This is a genomic window from Bacillus sp. Marseille-Q1617 (genome assembly GCF_903645295.1).
GTDB lineage: Bacteria > Bacillota > Bacilli > Bacillales > Bacillaceae_B > Rossellomorea.
Genome location: NZ_CAHJXM010000001.1, coordinates 544,193 through 560,549, shown reverse-complemented (window position 1 = coordinate 560,549; position 16,357 = coordinate 544,193). Strand labels below are relative to the sequence as shown.

Genomic DNA, 16,357 nt, shown 5'->3' with positions numbered 1-16,357 from the left:
TTTCACCTACAATCCCAACTCTTTCAAATACTTCTCCATTTGTCTTTCAACTTCATGAATCTCTTGTTTAATATTCTCAATATTTTCCTTAACCGTAGCCATTTCGACGGGTTCCTCTTCTTCAAACGTATCAACATACCGTGGGATGTTTAGGTTATAGTCGTTTTCTTTAATTTCATCAAATGTTGCCACATACGAATATTTATCAATGGTTTCCCTCTTCTCATACGTTGCAAAAATCTTTTCAATGTCCTGCTCTCTTAATTTGTTTTGGTTTTTCCCTTTTTCATAGTTTCCTTCACCGGAAGCGTCAATGAATATAACATCTTTACGTGAACGGTCTTTTCGAAATACCATAATACATGCTGGAATTCCAGTACCATAGAATAGTCCTTCTGGTAATCCAATAACAGCATCTAAAAGGTTCATATTAATAATTTGCTGACGGATATTCCCTTCACTTGCACCTCGGAATAATACTCCATGAGGCAAAATTGTAGCCATCCGTCCATTTTCAGCTAATGAATAGAGCATGTGTTGTACAAACGCATAGTCCCCTTTTGAACTTGGTGGAACTCCCCATTCAAATCTTCTGTATTGATCAAGCCCTGGCTCCATTTTAAATTTCTTATCATTTCCTTCACCAGCAAATCCCATCGCCCACTTATCTAATGAGAAAGGAGGATTTGCAACAATGACTTGAAACTTCATTAATTTGCCTTCATCCAAATGCAATGGGTTAGCTAATGTATCACCCCATTCAATCTTTGCATCATCTATCCCGTGCAAATACATATTCATTAATGCTAATGAATGAGTTGCCCCATTACGTTCTTGACCATAAATCGCTACCTTCTTACTAGGTACTTGTTTAGCTACTTTTAACAATAAAGAACCAGAGCCACAAGTTGGGTCATAAATACGATCATTTTCATGCGGTTTAACTAATCGTGCCAGAAGTTCTGAAACCTCAGCAGGTGTGTAGAATTCTCCACCTTTTTTCCCTGCATCAGAAGCAAATAATCCAATCATGTATTGATAAGCATTACCAACAATATCTTCATTACCTAATTGGGACGGTCTTAACGATAGTTGATTAAAATCCTCCAATAAAGAACGTAGCATTGCATTACGTTCTTTCGCCTTACCAAGAATTGCCTCACTATTGAAGTCTATATTACGGAATACACCACGAAGTTTTCCTGTATTTTCATTTTCAATTCGTTCTAATGCTTTGTTTATGATCTCACCAATCTCTGGGTCGTTTCTTTTGCTATACAGATAGTCAAATGTTGACGTTTCATCCAACACAAAACGTTCTCTTGATATAGCTCGTTGAATACGCTGTTCATCTCCATTGTAACGGTTTGAATATTCTTCTACTTTCTCTTTGTAGGAATCACTTAAATACTTAATAAACAACGTAGTAAGGATGTAATCCTTGTATGTAGAAGAGTCAATCTTTCCTCTAAAGGTGTCTGCCGCCTGCCATAATACACTATTGATTTTTTCTTGTGATGTCTGTTCAATCATTCTTTTATCCTCCTATTATTTGCTGAGTAACTCCCTGAAAGAGCAACTCTTTTTCTTCAATCAATTTCTTATAAAGCATTTTTTCTCTTTGGTGTAGCTGGAAAAGCTCAATCAACATTTGTTGTTTAGAGATGGACGTTAACATAATAGGAATATTTCTTATTGCATGTTGATTTGTGCTAGGAATCCTACTACCTGCTTGAGAACGCTCCAATTCCTTCTTTACATTCAATGTATTTAGATACCATGCTGCATATTGTGGTAAAACTTTAGTTTCATTCACCTTTATGATAGCAAAGTATGACGGAACCAATAAACCAGTATGGTCTTTATCTATAAACACTGCTGTATAAGGTTGGCTTAACCGCATTAGTACATCGCATTCTTCAGTAAAGTAATGATCATCTAAGTCATCATTACTGATGAATTCATCAAATAATTCGTTAACAATTGCCCCATCTTCACTTATATTTTTGAGAGACAAAAGTTTGTATCTAGCCTTTGCATCATATTCAAATTCTGCCTTCTTCCTACTTAATACCAATCCAGTCTTTATTTGGGCAATCTCACCAAGATGCATGTTACACCTCCTCTTCATACGTTAAATATAATGTTAAATATAATATTTAACAATAATCGTTAAATACAGTATATAACTTTAATTTAACCAAAGTCAATCCTTACTGGTAATGAACCTAACTCTATAGAAATAAATAACAAATGAAATACAGTTATACCCAAAAAATTTGAGTCTATAATGTATTAACTTCATTATAAGAAAGGGGTTGTGTATATGGATAAAGACACAATCATTACAATGCCACCAGCAAAAAGAGTACAAGAAGTCAATACGATGTTAAAAAAGCATAGTCTAGCGGAAATATGCGAAACCATCGGGATCCCAAGTGGATCATTCAGCAAACTCATGCGAGAGGGGGATTATCTGTACCATCAAGCAGACAAGCAATACTATCCATTTGTTCGTTCCGAAGAGGAAAGGGTGAAAAACCCACAAAATGGAGAAAGTGATGAGATAGCATTCATCAAAAATCATGTAGATACCTTGAAAAAGGTAATTCAACAATTTGAGGAACAAGGGCTATTACTCCTTGATAAACGCATCTACAGTAAGGATGCAGAGTTCGTCAATAAAAGCATCCGAATGAATAATCCGATTTACGAGGCTTTTACCGGATTTTGCGAAGAGTATTTTCCCCATTTAAAAACTCAAGATGTCATCGCACAAGCACTAATTGATGCAATGAATAGGTATAAACCAGAAAACGGACGAGAGTAATAAAATGCTCTCGTCTTTTTGTGTTATTTTTACATAAAAAAGGTGTCTAATGCGTTGGGTACAACACATTTTAGACACCTTCAATGTTATTTTCATTTATGCTTAGATTTTTAATGGATTTTTTAAACAATTGGGGAAATCGGTGCGGTTTTTTGGAATGAGGATGGGGCTTACTCCGATAGAAGCAAGATCTCGAAGGTATTTTCGATAGGTAGGTAGGGACATGTGTTGTTTAGGGGTGTCTATATTCCCTCTGGAGATCATTACGAGGAATGCACGAAGGTCATCTTTTTTCCTTTTTGAGAAATTACTGTTTTCAATGATTTTTTCGGCTTCAGTGATCTTAAAATAATCACCTCTATGAACAATTGGTAGTACGTGCTTTTCCATGTACTCTTTCCATAACTGGTACGAAAAGTAGCTTTTTAATTCCTTTGGTCTACCTTTTCCTTTGTCTTTTCTTTTCATGCTATTCAGATGGGAATTTTTCAATCTCAATTCGTACCTGATACGTCCAGAATCATACGATTGGATTTCTTCGTTATTTGCAATTCGTTCTTCTTCTTTATCATAAATGATCAACTCAATACTTTTACATTTATGGTATTGCGAAGTTTCATATTTAACAGGGTTGCCATTTTCATCCTTGCCCCAATTGATTTTTTCTTTGAAGGCATACTTAGCAGTATATTTTTCAAGTAAATGAAATAACAGCTCCCGGTCTTTTGGATTCGGTAATTCCACATCCATTCTATAATCAATTCTTGTAAGTGTATGTGAATCAAAATAATCAGAATGCCCAAAATGTCGGATAAGGAATCTACGAATATCTAACTCTATCAATTCATAGTCTTCTTCTGTAATTGTCCCTCTATTCAACATCTTTATAGCATCGACCTTCAATTGCAAATTCCAATCACCGTTCACTTGCTCCCAAGTGCGGGTAATTGCATACGCTGGAAGACTTTTTTTTATTTCTTTATTTAGTTCTTTAACTGCTGCACGGACATAATGGTATTTGTTTAATCTAACACCGTACATAGAAAAGAGGTGATGAAAGTCTTCGTAGCTTATGAGTATCATAATTTCGAATGTGTGAATCAATTAAACCATCTCCTTTATTCTCGGTCTTGGGAGTAAAGAAACCCTTTATTATCAAGGGCTCTCTTAGCTTTATTTTTCCCGACCCAAACTAATTTAAATGACTTTCCAACACATTGATAAAAACCAATGTGATCATGAAGTAAAGCATACTACTGAAGTTATGAAAAAAATATTCATAAGTGGCCTCATAAAATCGTTCAACAACATTACAGTATTTGCATAATAGTAAAGGTACAGTATTTTCCCGTTGTCTTATTAGATTACAAATATATGGTTACAGAAAAAAACCGTAAGAGCTGGATTCTTACGGCTTCGTTTATTAGCTATTTACTTGTATTAACAAATAAATCGTTTTACTAAATCATTATCCTTAAATACTGTTAACCTGAATATCTATTTCTAGTAAATGGATAACAAAAAATTTTAATGTCTGTATCAATGAACCCTTTTCTTTGTGCTGCAAGTAGGGTTTGATACATATTTTCTCTGCCTACAACATTATCGGTGTGTAAGTAGATTCTATTTGCTGGCCTTATTCCCTTTTCACATACATATTTGACTAAATCGTAACCTGTTTTTCGCAAGTTCCCTTCATCATCCATCCCTAAGTCATGATCTAGTGAAAGAGTGTGTATACAGTTATTCTCCATTAATGAAATTGCTTCCCCTACCGTTCTAGCACCTACAAAGCCTTTTGGAACATCACGAAGATCATCCAAATAAAGATTGATAAACCAGTAATCCTGAAGCAAATTCAGGGTCTCAATCTGGATATGATTGTCCCAACCGTGATAAGCACGTTCTACACAACTTACATCTATCCTAGCATTGTACTTTAGCAAAAGCCTTGAAATATCTATAAAACCAAAATAACAAGCTATAGATAGGATACTTCTTCCATTAGAATCTTTATGGTTTGGATCAGCACCCATCTCTAACAGTCTTATAACAAACGATTGATTGTTGCAATATACGGCCCAGTATAAAAGACTAGCACCACTTATTTCTTGATTTACACCGTGTTTATGTACATATCCATAAAGTTCTTTCATTTCATTTGCATCTAATATTCTTAAATATTCCATACCTGTATTTCCCCCTTTCCCTGCAAGGGTACTAATGTATTTTTGGTGTCTCATTCTGGAACATTCATCTTATTATTCGTTTTCAATTTACCTTTTTCTAATAGTTTTTTGTACTCTTTTAAACTTTGTTTAACGATATCCATTTCGATATACATAGCTTGACGTAAATGGTTAAGTTCAAAAACTATTCATCCGTTTACAATTCCTTTCGCTTTTCTATCTCTTCTACTCTATTCGTCCCTTAGTTTGTTCCTTTTTGCAAATTGCTTCATCTTTTCAGTCATCTCCTGACTATATTTTCGGTATTCCTCCATTACTGACTTAACCTTTCTTAAATCCTCTGAATTTTTTATATCAAAACCAATAATGTCTTCAATGGTAAGGATTTCTCCCACTTTACTTTCATCAATTTCAAAATGTGGCAACTGTAACCTACGCCAAAAATCTGCTTGTAGCCCCTCGTCATTAAGTATTATTTTCATTTCATACCTTTCGAAATCAGAAGTGGTTACTACACAATCCCCCTCCCCCTTTTCAAGTGCGTTCTCTATACTCTTCTGTAGTCTTAATAAAGCTGTTCTACTTGAAACAATTACTACATCATCATGAGGAAGTTTTTGTGGGTAAATATGCAATAAGGGAACATTCTGGTTATTTACTTTATCCATCTAGTTTCACTTCCTATTTTCCATATTGATTAGTCTATTTCGTTATTCCCATTAACATTGGAATCACTAGACATTCACTTTGATTTTCTTCTTTAAAAGTAGCTAATCTACATTCCCCGTTTGTTTAGGCTTTGTTAAAAATTCAATCCCTACAATCGGAAAAACCCTTTCCTCCGACTTAAAAACATGTACATCCAACAGCTCTCTCCCACTTTCTTCAAGTTGCTTTTTCTCATTTTCTATCATTTCGTCGATAAGCGTTTCGCTACAAGAGAGTGCGGAAATTTGTGTTCCAGCCCATTTCCATATATCTGGTGATTGTTTTTTTATTACATCTGTCATCTTGTTCATTTTTATCCCAACCTTTTGTTTCATATAATCTCATAATGGAAAAGCTATTGTTTCATCTTCTCAAAGCGTTTCAAAGTCAAAGGAATCACTCACTATACTAGACTTTGTTTATTTAATTTCTTATACATCTTAATAGTCTCGTTTACTTCATTCACTTTTTTCTCCAGTTCCTCCACTTCAACAAGATCGTTAAATACGATTTCTTCTATCTCAATCTTTTGCAAACACATATTAAGGTATATATGGATATTATGAAGTTTCTCCATTATTTCCATCAAACCGTATCTTACAGTCGCAACTCTTGACATACCTGGAATTGTGGTTGACAAATCATAATAATATAAAAATTCTTCTACATTCATGCTTCCTTTTGCCTCATTACATTGGGAACAGGCAGGTACACAATTTGCGAAAGATGAAATACCTCCTTGGCTCTTTGGAATCACATGATCAATTGTAGTGGCCTCATCTTCACAGTAAATGCAACAATTCCCGTATCTTCTAAATACAAGTTTTCTAAATGTTTCCCTATCAAAATATTTACGGATTAACTTGGGATTTACAATATAAGCCACCTTCTCATCTACCATTTGAACTGCCTTTTCATAAGAAACGAAGGAGCTATACCTATGACCGTTTGACATATTCCCCCTTACCTCAATTTGAGTCCCTTTTTCAAGTTCTGGGGTTTCAATTTGCCTTGCCTTTAACATTTCATTTCGAAGCATCCTGCAACTCTTACAATATGATCGCCATCTTTGTTTATCCTTTTTGGCGAAATTCTTTATTGAGATATGTTCACCACAAATACTACATGTTTTTCCCCTATCCAATACCTCTTCCCCCTGATTAAAAATATCCTTTTATGCCATTTCTAAATAGTCTTACTTTGTCTTCGCTAGTTTTCGCATCATTTTCAATTATGTCAACAATCAGACCTTCAGTTCATCAACTCTCTTCGTTAAAGTTCTAACTTGCTCCTTGTATTCTCTAAAGTATTTATCGTGAATCATATCACTCAATTCCATCATAAATTTAATATTCTCTTCCTCTGTCATTTTTCTAGTCTCCTTTAGTAGTTATACTGTCATTTTGATTTCCAAATAACCATAGCAGCAGTAATACCCAATAGAATAGCAATTAAAATGGCTAACCCAGAAATCATCAAAAGCCACATAAAAACCTCTCCCTTTTGTACTTTTTTATTCCATTGCCAATAGTCAATGGTAAAAAAAAGAGCTCGTACCCCTTTTAGGATACGAACTCTTTATTCACTATTAATTTGTTTTGAAATGAAATTGTACTACACATAGGTTTTCCATCTTTCTGTGGTTACTTACCAATTAGTATAGTTCATAATGCTCCTTTTTTCAATTAGGAGTATACCTTGTACCCTTTTTCGAAAAACTTTTTTTACACTCGAACCTAAGAATTTTGATTTTCGAATTCATCCTAATTATGATAGATACATAAACTAATTGATTCGTTGGAAGGAAGTGAGTTTTCATATAAAATTAATGATATATCTCCGCAAAACCTCAAGCCTCAATGATTTAGATACCCCATAATACCTCATCTAAAAATACCACACCAGGAGGAAACATAATGAGAATCGAAAGAATCTTCAACAACCAATCCCCATTTACCCTCGAAGACATTTTCCAATCAATATTGAATGAAAAAATTGACGCACTTATCAAGGAATTTTATGATAGTAATAAGGTGAATTCCACTGACTCTTCTAACAAGAAAGAGGAGGAAGTGGCATGAAAGTTGCTATTTATATCCGAGTTTCAACAGATCATGACGAACAAAAAACCTCTTTAAAACATCAAAGAGAACAAGCTATTCAGTATATAAGTAGCAAAGGTTGGGATGTTTACGAATTCTACGAAGACATCCAAAGTGGAACAACTGCAAAGCGAAAAGAGTTACAAAGACTAATTAGGGACGCAAAATCGAAGAATTTCGATGTTATACTAACAAAAGAATTTTCACGCCTAGCCCGTAGTGTTTCCCTCGCCTATCAAATCAAAGAGATTGCCCAAAATAACCGAATCCATATTGTTACAATGGATGGGGTCGTAAACACCTATGAAAATGGTAATACTGGGCACATGTTTGGGATTTACACATCAATGTATGAAATGGAAGCACAAAATACAAGTAACCGTGTTAAGGGCTATCGTAGAGCTGTAGCACAAAAAGGGTTGTTTAAGGGATCCATTCCCCCCTGTAGACGTCAAGTTGAATTTTACACTTTTTGCTCGTTTCCTTTTTACACTTCTGCTGAAAAAATGCTCTTTCGGTTTTTCATCCGATGGCTCTCCTCATTCTCTCCACCATGTATGACTTCCACTCGATGAAGTAAACGATCCAAAATAGCTGTCGTAATCCCTTGATCTCCAATTAGATTACCCCATTCATCTGGACTTTTATTTGAAGTAAGGATGATTGAACTTCGTTCATATAAGTGATTAATTAAATGAAAAAATAAGTTTGCTTCTCTCTGATCCATCGCCATGTACATTAAATCATCGATAATCACAAGATCGGCATTTCTAATTCGCTTGAGTTGAACTTTAGATTTATTCAGGTATTCTTCTGTCTTTAAAAGTTGTACTAGTTCACCCATTGTAGCGAAGTAAACATTGAATCCTTTATAAACGGCTTCAAGTCCCAGCCCAATTGCGATATATGTTTTTCCAATCCCAGGGGGACCTAAGAGAATCAAATTATACTGTTGCTCTAACCAGCTTAATTCTCTAAGTTGAGAAAGCTGGCGGGCTGTTAGAACGTTTTGACCTTTAAGTTCAAACTCATCTAATGACTTCACGAAAGGGAAGCGTGCCCATTTCATTCTTTTTTCAAGGCTCTTTGCTTCACGTTTTACTAATTCATATCGTGTGATAGATTCTAAGAACTCCAAGTAAGTCCAGGATGCTTTTTCAGCTTCGCGAAGAAGCTGTGGTAGCTCCTCCGCCGTCTCTGATAAACGTAACTGTCGAAATTGATCTTGTAATTCATGCACCGTCTTGTTCATCATCCTCGACCTCCCAAAATGCTAGTATACGCGTTTAAAGAACGGGTAGAAGCCTTAATAGGAGGATGTTTTGCTAGATTGGCATAAAAGGATTGTACCTCTTTAACTGGTTCATCACGCAAACTATCAAGGTGATGAGCGATATCCCGAAAGTCATTCGCATTGTATAGTTTTTCTGTAGTGCACTTGGCCAACACAGTATTAATTAATGATGGATACTGTTGAATCACCTTGTATATGATCGCAAATTGGTCTCGACGATACCTTGGGTATCTTTGACTGATCTCATCAAAATACACAGCTGCCTGAGTCTGATCTTCAAAGTAAGAGATAAGACGTTGTTTAAGCTCTTCAATCCCCTTTGAACGATCGCGAGTATGGTGACGGTTTTGAATGAGTTTTCCTTTTTCTGAACTAATAATATGTTCGGTGATGATTTCACCACTTGCTTCTTTGCGTACCACAAGAGTCTGTTGTTCTTTGTTTGTCACTTCAATCCATACTATATTTTCAGTCATTGTTTGATAAGTCCCTAGTGGAACAGAATAACGGTTAGACTTATAACGGATCGTGTTGTCCTTGCTTACAGTTCTTGTTATACTTTGTTTATTGGTACTTTCATATGAAAGTAACGAAGAGACTGGCTGTAAGTGTTGCTTTTCGAGGAGAAACACTTCTGCTGGTCTTTTTTTCGTTGTCTGGTGAACCTGATGGTTCCCTGTACGTTGAAGCCACTGTAATGCTCGATCATTCCAATCTTCTATGTCTCTAAAAACTCGACTGTCTGCGAAATTCCCTTTTATGTATTTCACTACATTTTCAATCATGCCTTTAGATTCCGGATCTGCTCTTCTGCACAAGTGAACTTTGAATTGACGCTCATTCACATAGTTTTGAAATTCTTCTGTTAAAAGTAGCTGACCTGCGTTTTCACTCACAGCGATTAAGTGGTCCTGATCGTAGACAATTTCATTTGTACGTCCACCGTAGAATTGGAATGCATTTTCATGACATCTGATCGCATCTCTTGTAGTAAACGGACGTGCCTGCCATTCCATATATTTATGTCTAGAATGAGCGAGTACAAAGGCTATAAAGTACAATTTGATTTCTTTGTTGTCTGTCGACTTCTGTTTTGTTTCACCCCAGTCTACCTGAAGTTGTTTGCCCATTGGTTGTTCAGGAACTGCTTCGTATTGACGGACAATAACCTTTTTCTCAATCTGATAGACTTCACGGATATTTCGAACATAAGTCCTCACAGTACTTCCCCCAACCGAAAGGTCGGGATACCTCTCCAAAAGCCAATCATGAATTTGAGCACTACTCAGGTGAGGATATTCTTCTAGCCAAGCAAGTATCCAGTCTTTATAGTGGTCTAACTTTTTCTTCTTCCCCAAGGGCTGTTCAGTGTATGCTCTTGCCTCATTAAATGTCATTTCTAAATACTTGTAGACAGTTGGCCTTGAAATCTTAAGCTCCTTAGCGATTTGTGCTACTTTAAATTTTCTTTTGCGTAGTTCATGAATCTTTACATATAACACTAACTTTTCCTCCAAAAATCCTAACCTCCAGTAAAATAACGTCACTATTTATTTTACTAAAGTAATAGGTTGATTGAGCAAAAGTGTAAAATCTTATCGAGCAAAAACTGTCAACTTTATTCTAGCGTTCACACCCCCCTTGGCTATAAAGCAGTTAAGGGAAAACTTTATGTCAGAGACGACTTCACACCAGACTTAGTTAAACGTATTTTCAGAGATTACATTTCTGGAAAAGGATTTGATCATATTGCAAGAGACTTAACAGCAGAGGGCATCCCTACCCCTGGACAAATTTCAGGTAAAAGTAATGCTGGTGTAAATTGGCAAGGTTCTGCAATAAGAAAAATCTTAGAAAATCCTCACTACACTGGTGATCTGGTGCAAGGCCGTTCTACAACCCAAGACGTTACCAGTAAAATGCGAAATTATGCAGAGCCTAAAGACTTCATTATTGTAAAAGGAACACACGAACCTATCATTTCCTACGAGGACTTTGAGGCTGTGCAACTTTTGATAGCAAGTAAGCGGAAAAAACGGCCTTACCAAGAGAAACATTTATTCACTAACACTGCCTACTGTGCTGATTGTGGTCGTGGAATGCACTATAGAGCTAACTCTAAAGGATACATGTGCGGTAATTATGTGAAACTTGGTTCATCGAAATGTAGTGATCACCTTGTAAGAGAAGTTGAATTAAAATCCGCTATCATACAAGATATTCATTACTTAATTGGTTCTTTAAGGAATGACAAAGTGATGGGGGATTTGGAAAGAAAGTTAAAAAAGCAGAAGCAGAAAGATGAGAAAAAATTCAAAGATATTGAAACTGAAATTGAAAAATTCAAGAAAAGAAAAAAACGAGCATTGGACGACTATTATGATGGAAACACAACAAAAGAAGAGTACAATGAGTACGTAGATGTAACCAATAAAGAAATTGAAGCATTATTGCTAAATAGACAGCATTTGCTATCTTCTGTGAACACAAAAGACGATACACTAGCATTTACAGAAATTAGAAATAGGCTTGAAGAATTCAAGGACATTAAAGAACTTACACCTAATATTCTTCATCGCCTAATTGAACGCATTGAAATAACAGCAGATGGAAATGCAAGAATCCATTACCGATTCTTGCCTTCCACTGTTTTTTCTTAAATTAATTTCATCGACACACAGCACTCCACATGCGCCGTCTGCGGAAACATATCCACCGGCTGCAAATATTCAACAGTGTACTGCTTCTTCAAATACTCAATATCCTTCGCCAATGTAGAAGGGTTACAGCTCACATACACAAACTTCTTCGGCTTCACTTCCTTGATCGTATCAAGGAACTTCTGATCGCAGCCCGTACGCGGGGGATCTACGACGACCACATCCGGTCTCCAGCCTTCCTTTTTCCACTTCGGCATGAGTTCTTCCGCACTGCCGACAAAATATTCGGCATGGTCGACTCCAAATCGCTTTGCGTTTTTCTTGGCGTCGTCGATACCTTCTTTAATAACATCCATTCCACGGATTTCCTTAGCTCCGTCAGCAAGCCACAATCCGATTGTTCCTACTCCACAGTAAGCATCGACAACCTTTTCTTCTCCGGTCAGTCCCGCTGCCTTTTTAGCTTCGTTATAAAGCTTCGAGGTCTGGATCGGGTTCAACTGGAAGAAGGCACGTGCTGAAAGTTCATATGTGAACTCATCAAGTCGTTCTTCGATGCTCTCTTTTCCGGAAAGATGAAGGGTTTCATCTCCAAAGATGATGCCTGTTTTCTTCGGGTTGATGTTTTGTGCAATCGAAACGACTTCAGGAAGGCGTTTCTCAATCTCAGAAATCAGTAAATCCTTGCGTGGAATCTTTTTCTCTGTCGTAACAAGTACCACTTGAACCTGTCCCGTTTCGAATCCGACACGTGTCACGATTGTTCTCAGGATCGGCTTCTTCTTTTTGTCATCAAACACAGGAATGTTGAAATCGTTGATGATGCGCTTGATTTCGGTTGTTACCTTGTTGGTTGCCGAGTGCTGGACGATGCATTCGTCGATGTTGATCAGCTTGTTTGAGTTCATGCTGTAGAGGCCGGCGAAGGCTCTCCCTTTATGGGACTCCACTTGGAATTGGCTCTTGTTCCGGTAGTGCCACGGATTTTCCATGCCGATCGTCGGACGGATGTCGAGCTCGTCAAGGTTCAGTTTTGTATGACGTTCAAGCGATTGCAGGACGATGTCGCGCTTCGCTTCGAGCTGGCCCTCATAGGTGAGGTGCTGAAGCTGGCAGCCGCCGCATTCTTCGTAGACGAGGCAAGGTGCCTTCGTGCGCTGCGGTGACTTCTTCCGGATCTTCTTGATGCGTGCTTCGGTGAATTTCGGGTGCACCTTGGTGACTTCGACGACCACTTCTTCCTCTGGCAGCGCTCCTGGTACGAAGACGATCTTTCGTTTAAAGAACCCGATGCCTTCCCCGTTGATGCCGATTTTTTTTATCGTAAGAGGAAACTGCTGTTTCAGCTCTATTTTCACTTCATTATTGTTGCCTTGCCTTTTTTTCGTGTATTGCTTTTTCATTGATTCACGTCCGTTCTATTCGATACTTCTCCATAAATACAGGGATGCATAGCTTAAATAAGGATGCCACGGCGAGCTGAATTGTTCAAGCTCTTCCTGGGTAGGCTTCCGGTCCATTTTGAATAAAAGTTTGATGGCGTTCTGAATGCCGATATCGGCTGTGGGAAACAGATTCGGGCGTCCGAGTCCGAATAACAGGTAGCTCTGTGCCGTCCATGGTCCGATGCCGCGGATTTTTGTGAGCTCTTTAATAATGGTTTCGTCCGTTTCATGGGCAAGTGAGTCCAGGTTCAACTCACCGCTCGCCACCTTCTGGCCGAGGCCGATTACATACTCCGCTTTTCGTTGTGAGAATTGAAGTTCTCTCAGTTCTTCCACGGTGATTCCGGCCGTTTTTTCAGGTGACGGATAGAACCAGACGCCGTCCTTTTGCCAGCCATATGTGGTGACAAACCGGTGCGTCAGCGTGAATGCAAATTTCAGGTTGAGCTGCTGGTGGATGATGCTTTTCACAATCGTGGCAAACGGATCAAATTCAAGGATGATCGGCGTGCCGATATGCTCCTCGAAGATCGGCTTCAGCTCAGTTTGCAGGAAGTGCTCGTGCACGTCGTGAAGCCCGATATGCCACTGAAAAATCTCTGCGATCCGGCTGTGCTTCTGTTCAAGGTTATCCTCGTTTTCAAACGTAATAGTGAACTCTGGGTCGTCCGTCGTGCCGATTGCCTGTACTTTGATGACCTCTCCTTCGCCATGCGGGAGATAATATGGAACCTTCACGCTGCGGTCATCCTTGTCCACTGCATTCAACGGATCGAGCGAGAGCCTGTCCAGCACCCGGTCGAAATTATAAGGTCCTTCAATCCTAACATTCCTCGTTACCATCGTCCTCATCCCTCCGCGTCAAAACTCGTATGTGTATTATAGCATATGCCGGGTGTAACCCTTCAACGTTACGGTACGTCTAGTGTGGTAGAATACGGTAAAAGGGGCTGGTGGGTTTGAAAAAGTGGATGGCAGCCGGGATGCTGCTTGTATTGCTGGCTGGAGGTTGTGACGAGCCGGGGGATCAGGTTGAGATGGAAGTGGGGAAACCGGTCGAGGACTATGAACCAAAGGAAACGGATATCGTGAATACACATGGGAATGTTGAGAATCTTGAGCGCTTTGATGAATTTTATGAAAATGCGCAAAGCGGAATGGAAGACAATATACGCATCGTTTACTATACAGAGGAAGGCGATCCGATTCTGCAGGATCTAAGTTACGACGGAATGTTTTTTAAATCCATAACGGATTCCCGACGTGATAAGTTTGGAGAAGGAGAGTTGATCATCATGACCTGTACGAATATCGAATACTCCACAACAAACGATATGGCAGACAACGTGTACAAACTGACAGAATGCGGAAAGAAAAATTCTGAAGAAATTGTGCTTTGGTACAACTGATAAAACGAATAACTTTAACCCATTAACGCGCCGAGGGACGGGCCTTTAGCGAACTAAAGGCCCGTCCCTCTTATTTCATTGCCGGATGTTCATCCAAGCTTTTGAATGTGTACCCGCGTTTCTTAAGATCTTGAATTGATTTTTCCAGAGCATCTGCATTGTCTTTGGAGACCGTATGCAGCAGGATGATGGCACCCGGATGGATCTGCGCCATGATGTTGTCGTAGGAGTATTGCCATCCGCGCTGTTCGTTTGTTTTCCAGTCGACGAATGCAAGTGACCAGAAGACGTGGCGGTAGCCTTCCTGCTGGGCAATTTGAAGGGTACGCTCACTGAATACGCCTCTAGGCGGACGGAGATACTTCATTTCTTTCTGACCTGTCAGTTCAGCGGTTTTTACTTTGACTTTTTCCAGCTCTTCCCGCACCCGCTGGTCGGTGGTAGCGGTAAAATCAGGATGGTGCCAGGAGTGATTCCCGACGATATGCCCTTCTTTCACCATTCGTTTCACAAGGTCTTCAGCGCTGAGCAGATAATGCCCTGTGACGAAGAACGTTGCCGGGACTTTTTCTTTTTTCAGTACATCAAGCACCTTTTCCGTGAATCCATTTTCGTAGCCGTTATCAAAAGTGAGGTAAATGTCTTTTTTACCAGGGGACCCTTTATAGAAAGCCCCGTACTTTTCAAGCAGTGCGTCATGGGCAGATCCTGCTTCCGCCGGCACTTCGTCGCGGCTCTTCTTAAAGCCCCAGCCAATCGGATTATTCGAAACGGCTTTTGCATTAGCCGGCATGATCAATACGAATAGGGATGCAATCAATAGGATTTTCAGTAACTTGGCCATATTAACCTTCCTTCTCATTCTTTTTCTTTAGTTTTTGAGAAGTTGATGGTTTCATGCTTACTAAAAGTATCCAAATTGTGTGCGATCAGGTTCACGGCAGCTTTTATGCGCGAAATCTGGAATTTTTGCTCGGGCACTCCGAATATTTGCTCGAAATCCAACATATTTGCTCGAATTCAGGATTTTTTGCTCGATTTGTCGATTTTTCTCAGCTTACGAACCCCGAACCCTTGCCCTGAACAAATCAAATCATCTCTCCAAATTCCACCCAGCTTCTACTGAAAAGCCTGATACTCCTCGCTTGCGAGTTCCTTTAATTTAGACTTATTACTCTCAATGAACTTCCTGACCGCTTCCTCATCATTTACATCGGGATAGTTCTTGAATTCCTCTTTCAGCTCCTTTTCTACCTGCTGTCTCGTGACAGCCACGGTGGTTTCATCAATGCTGAACTCAAACCCTTTTGCATTCGGCACCAGAAGCGTCAGGTAAATGGCATTATAATAAAAGTTCTTTTTATCTACATTCTGCCCATTAAACCAATATTCGTTCAATTGTTCCTCAGAAATCTCGGAACCCTCTTTTATTCCGTATGTGACCTTAATCCTTTCACCGGACAAATCGAGCCCTTTCACGGTTTCACCGCCGGCAAGCTGCTGAACGATGCTGTATACGCTACTATTGTCCCCGACGTATGTACCTGTCTTTTCCTGTAATTTTTCAATATTTACACCGTCGATCGTCTTAATCTTCACCTTATTGGCAGGTTCGCTGCAACCAGCCAGAATCAATGCAGCCGCAGCCGCCATCATGAGGATAAATGTTATCCGTTTCATACGATCCCTCCATTTGCTTGTAGTATACTAAACATGGCGA

Annotated in this window: 19 protein-coding genes; 5 read left to right on the top strand and 14 right to left on the bottom strand. The window is 38.8% G+C overall.

Translation table 11 applies throughout. From position 1 onward, the window contains the following. Positions 1–6: 6 nt before the first annotated feature. Together HWX64_RS02800 and HWX64_RS02795 are read right to left on the bottom strand one after the other, a co-directional pair. Positions 7–1,533, bottom strand: a complete 1,527-nt coding sequence (locus HWX64_RS02800; protein WP_175987071.1) for a type I restriction-modification system subunit M — start codon at positions 1,531–1,533, stop codon at positions 7–9. Positions 1,534–1,537: 4 nt separating this feature from the next. Continuing rightward, on the bottom strand, positions 1,538–2,113 hold the full coding sequence (locus HWX64_RS02795) for a restriction endonuclease subunit S (protein ID WP_175987069.1): 576 nt from the start codon (positions 2,111–2,113) through the stop codon (positions 1,538–1,540). A gap of 213 nt (positions 2,114–2,326) precedes the next feature. Here HWX64_RS02795 and HWX64_RS02790 point away from each other — a divergent pair, with 213 nt between their 5' ends. Then, positions 2,327–2,830 (top strand): hypothetical protein, encoded by a 504-nt coding sequence (locus HWX64_RS02790; protein ID WP_175987067.1) that lies wholly within the window; start codon positions 2,327–2,329, stop codon positions 2,828–2,830. Between the two features lie 102 nt (positions 2,831–2,932). On the opposite strand, the gene HWX64_RS02785 is transcribed toward HWX64_RS02790, so the two are convergent. The 6 genes from HWX64_RS02785 to HWX64_RS22045 form a co-directional block, all read right to left on the bottom strand. Next, positions 2,933–3,934 carry a phage/plasmid replication protein gene (locus HWX64_RS02785; RefSeq protein WP_175987065.1) on the bottom strand — a complete coding sequence of 334 codons (1,002 nt, stop codon included), beginning with the start codon at positions 3,932–3,934 and terminating at the stop codon, positions 2,933–2,935. Between the two features lie 380 nt (positions 3,935–4,314). After that, entirely contained in the window at positions 4,315–5,019 is a 705-nt protein-coding gene (locus HWX64_RS22160; protein ID WP_175987063.1) for an ankyrin repeat domain-containing protein, read from the bottom strand. Between the two features lie 230 nt (positions 5,020–5,249). Then, positions 5,250–5,687: a hypothetical protein gene (locus HWX64_RS02775; RefSeq protein WP_175987061.1), complete on the bottom strand. Its 438-nt coding sequence runs from the start codon at positions 5,685–5,687 to the stop codon at positions 5,250–5,252. Positions 5,688–5,789: 102 nt separating this feature from the next. Continuing rightward, the gene (locus tag HWX64_RS02770; protein ID WP_175987060.1) at positions 5,790–6,038 is read right to left on the bottom strand and encodes a hypothetical protein; all 249 of its coding nucleotides are present in this window, start codon (positions 6,036–6,038) and stop codon (positions 5,790–5,792) included. Between the two features lie 92 nt (positions 6,039–6,130). After that, positions 6,131–6,871 (bottom strand): HNH endonuclease, encoded by a 741-nt coding sequence (locus HWX64_RS02765; RefSeq protein ID WP_175987058.1) that lies wholly within the window; start codon positions 6,869–6,871, stop codon positions 6,131–6,133. A gap of 99 nt (positions 6,872–6,970) precedes the next feature. Next, positions 6,971–7,096: a hypothetical protein gene (locus HWX64_RS22045; RefSeq protein ID WP_303049453.1), complete on the bottom strand. Its 126-nt coding sequence runs from the start codon at positions 7,094–7,096 to the stop codon at positions 6,971–6,973. A 547-nt stretch (positions 7,097–7,643) separates the two neighbouring features. Here HWX64_RS22045 and HWX64_RS02760 point away from each other — a divergent pair. Both HWX64_RS02760 and HWX64_RS02755 read left to right on the top strand, forming a co-directional pair. Next, the gene (locus HWX64_RS02760; protein ID WP_175987056.1) at positions 7,644–7,808 is read left to right on the top strand and encodes a hypothetical protein; all 165 of its coding nucleotides are present in this window, start codon (positions 7,644–7,646) and stop codon (positions 7,806–7,808) included. Further along, positions 7,805–8,404, top strand: coding sequence for a recombinase family protein (locus HWX64_RS02755; RefSeq protein ID WP_175987055.1), 600 nt, complete (start codon positions 7,805–7,807; stop codon positions 8,402–8,404). Before HWX64_RS02760 ends, HWX64_RS02755 begins: the two co-directional genes overlap by 4 nt. Here HWX64_RS02755 and istB read toward each other — a convergent pair. Next, positions 8,317–9,081 (bottom strand): IS21-like element IS643 family helper ATPase IstB, encoded by a 765-nt coding sequence (gene istB, locus HWX64_RS02750; protein WP_175989604.1) that lies wholly within the window; start codon positions 9,079–9,081, stop codon positions 8,317–8,319. The two genes, HWX64_RS02755 and istB, sit on opposite strands and share 88 nt — an antisense overlap. After that, the gene (gene istA, locus HWX64_RS02745) at positions 9,081–10,625 is read right to left on the bottom strand and encodes an IS21 family transposase (RefSeq protein WP_175989603.1); all 1,545 of its coding nucleotides are present in this window, start codon (positions 10,623–10,625) and stop codon (positions 9,081–9,083) included. The genes istB and istA overlap by 1 nt, the downstream gene beginning before the upstream one ends. Positions 10,626–10,694: 69 nt before the next feature. On the opposite strand from istA, the gene HWX64_RS02740 reads away from it, so the two are divergent. Then, positions 10,695–11,783, top strand: a complete 1,089-nt coding sequence (locus tag HWX64_RS02740) for a recombinase family protein (protein ID WP_175987053.1) — start codon at positions 10,695–10,697, stop codon at positions 11,781–11,783. On the opposite strand, the gene rlmD is transcribed toward HWX64_RS02740, so the two are convergent. Together rlmD and HWX64_RS02730 are read right to left on the bottom strand one after the other, a co-directional pair. Further along, positions 11,780–13,186 carry a 23S rRNA (uracil(1939)-C(5))-methyltransferase RlmD gene (gene rlmD, locus HWX64_RS02735; RefSeq protein ID WP_175987052.1) on the bottom strand — a complete coding sequence of 469 codons (1,407 nt, stop codon included), beginning with the start codon at positions 13,184–13,186 and terminating at the stop codon, positions 11,780–11,782. The two genes, HWX64_RS02740 and rlmD, sit on opposite strands and share 4 nt — an antisense overlap. 15 nt (positions 13,187–13,201) lie before the next feature. After that, positions 13,202–14,071, bottom strand: coding sequence for a DNA-3-methyladenine glycosylase (locus HWX64_RS02730; protein ID WP_175987050.1), 870 nt, complete (start codon positions 14,069–14,071; stop codon positions 13,202–13,204). Between the two features lie 116 nt (positions 14,072–14,187). On the opposite strand from HWX64_RS02730, the gene HWX64_RS02725 reads away from it, so the two are divergent. Continuing rightward, positions 14,188–14,637 carry a DUF4362 domain-containing protein gene (locus HWX64_RS02725; RefSeq protein WP_254871020.1) on the top strand — a complete coding sequence of 150 codons (450 nt, stop codon included), beginning with the start codon at positions 14,188–14,190 and terminating at the stop codon, positions 14,635–14,637. Positions 14,638–14,707: 70 nt separating this feature from the next. Here HWX64_RS02725 and pdaA read toward each other — a convergent pair whose 3' ends face one another. Both pdaA and HWX64_RS02715 read right to left on the bottom strand, forming a co-directional pair. After that, positions 14,708–15,481: a delta-lactam-biosynthetic de-N-acetylase gene (gene pdaA / locus HWX64_RS02720; RefSeq protein ID WP_175987048.1), complete on the bottom strand. Its 774-nt coding sequence runs from the start codon at positions 15,479–15,481 to the stop codon at positions 14,708–14,710. A 275-nt stretch (positions 15,482–15,756) separates the two neighbouring features. Further along, positions 15,757–16,317: a DUF4825 domain-containing protein gene (locus tag HWX64_RS02715; protein ID WP_175987046.1), complete on the bottom strand. Its 561-nt coding sequence runs from the start codon at positions 16,315–16,317 to the stop codon at positions 15,757–15,759. Positions 16,318–16,357 lie beyond the last annotated feature (40 nt).

Excerpts from the sequence above, each read along its gene's own strand:
- istB (WP_175989604.1), bottom strand. The coding sequence starts at position 9,081 with ATGAACAAGACGGTGCATGAATTACAAGATCAATTTCGACAGTTACGT.
- HWX64_RS02800 (WP_175987071.1), bottom strand. The coding sequence starts at position 1,533 with ATGATTGAACAGACATCACAAGAAAAAATCAATAGTGTATTATGGCAG.
- HWX64_RS02795 (WP_175987069.1), bottom strand. The coding sequence starts at position 2,113 with ATGCATCTTGGTGAGATTGCCCAAATAAAGACTGGATTGGTATTAAGT.
- HWX64_RS02760 (WP_175987056.1), top strand. The coding sequence starts at position 7,644 with ATGAGAATCGAAAGAATCTTCAACAACCAATCCCCATTTACCCTCGAA.
- HWX64_RS02775 (WP_175987061.1), bottom strand. The coding sequence starts at position 5,687 with ATGGATAAAGTAAATAACCAGAATGTTCCCTTATTGCATATTTACCCA.
- pdaA (WP_175987048.1), bottom strand. The coding sequence starts at position 15,481 with ATGGCCAAGTTACTGAAAATCCTATTGATTGCATCCCTATTCGTATTG.
- HWX64_RS02755 (WP_175987055.1), top strand. The coding sequence starts at position 7,805 with ATGAAAGTTGCTATTTATATCCGAGTTTCAACAGATCATGACGAACAA.
- HWX64_RS02770 (WP_175987060.1), bottom strand. The coding sequence starts at position 6,038 with ATGAACAAGATGACAGATGTAATAAAAAAACAATCACCAGATATATGG.
- HWX64_RS22045 (WP_303049453.1), bottom strand. The coding sequence starts at position 7,096 with ATGACAGAGGAAGAGAATATTAAATTTATGATGGAATTGAGTGATATG.
- HWX64_RS22160 (WP_175987063.1), bottom strand. The coding sequence starts at position 5,019 with ATGGAATATTTAAGAATATTAGATGCAAATGAAATGAAAGAACTTTAT.
- HWX64_RS02790 (WP_175987067.1), top strand. The coding sequence starts at position 2,327 with ATGGATAAAGACACAATCATTACAATGCCACCAGCAAAAAGAGTACAA.
- HWX64_RS02715 (WP_175987046.1), bottom strand. The coding sequence starts at position 16,317 with ATGAAACGGATAACATTTATCCTCATGATGGCGGCTGCGGCTGCATTG.
- HWX64_RS02730 (WP_175987050.1), bottom strand. The coding sequence starts at position 14,071 with ATGGTAACGAGGAATGTTAGGATTGAAGGACCTTATAATTTCGACCGG.
- rlmD (WP_175987052.1), bottom strand. The coding sequence starts at position 13,186 with ATGAAAAAGCAATACACGAAAAAAAGGCAAGGCAACAATAATGAAGTG.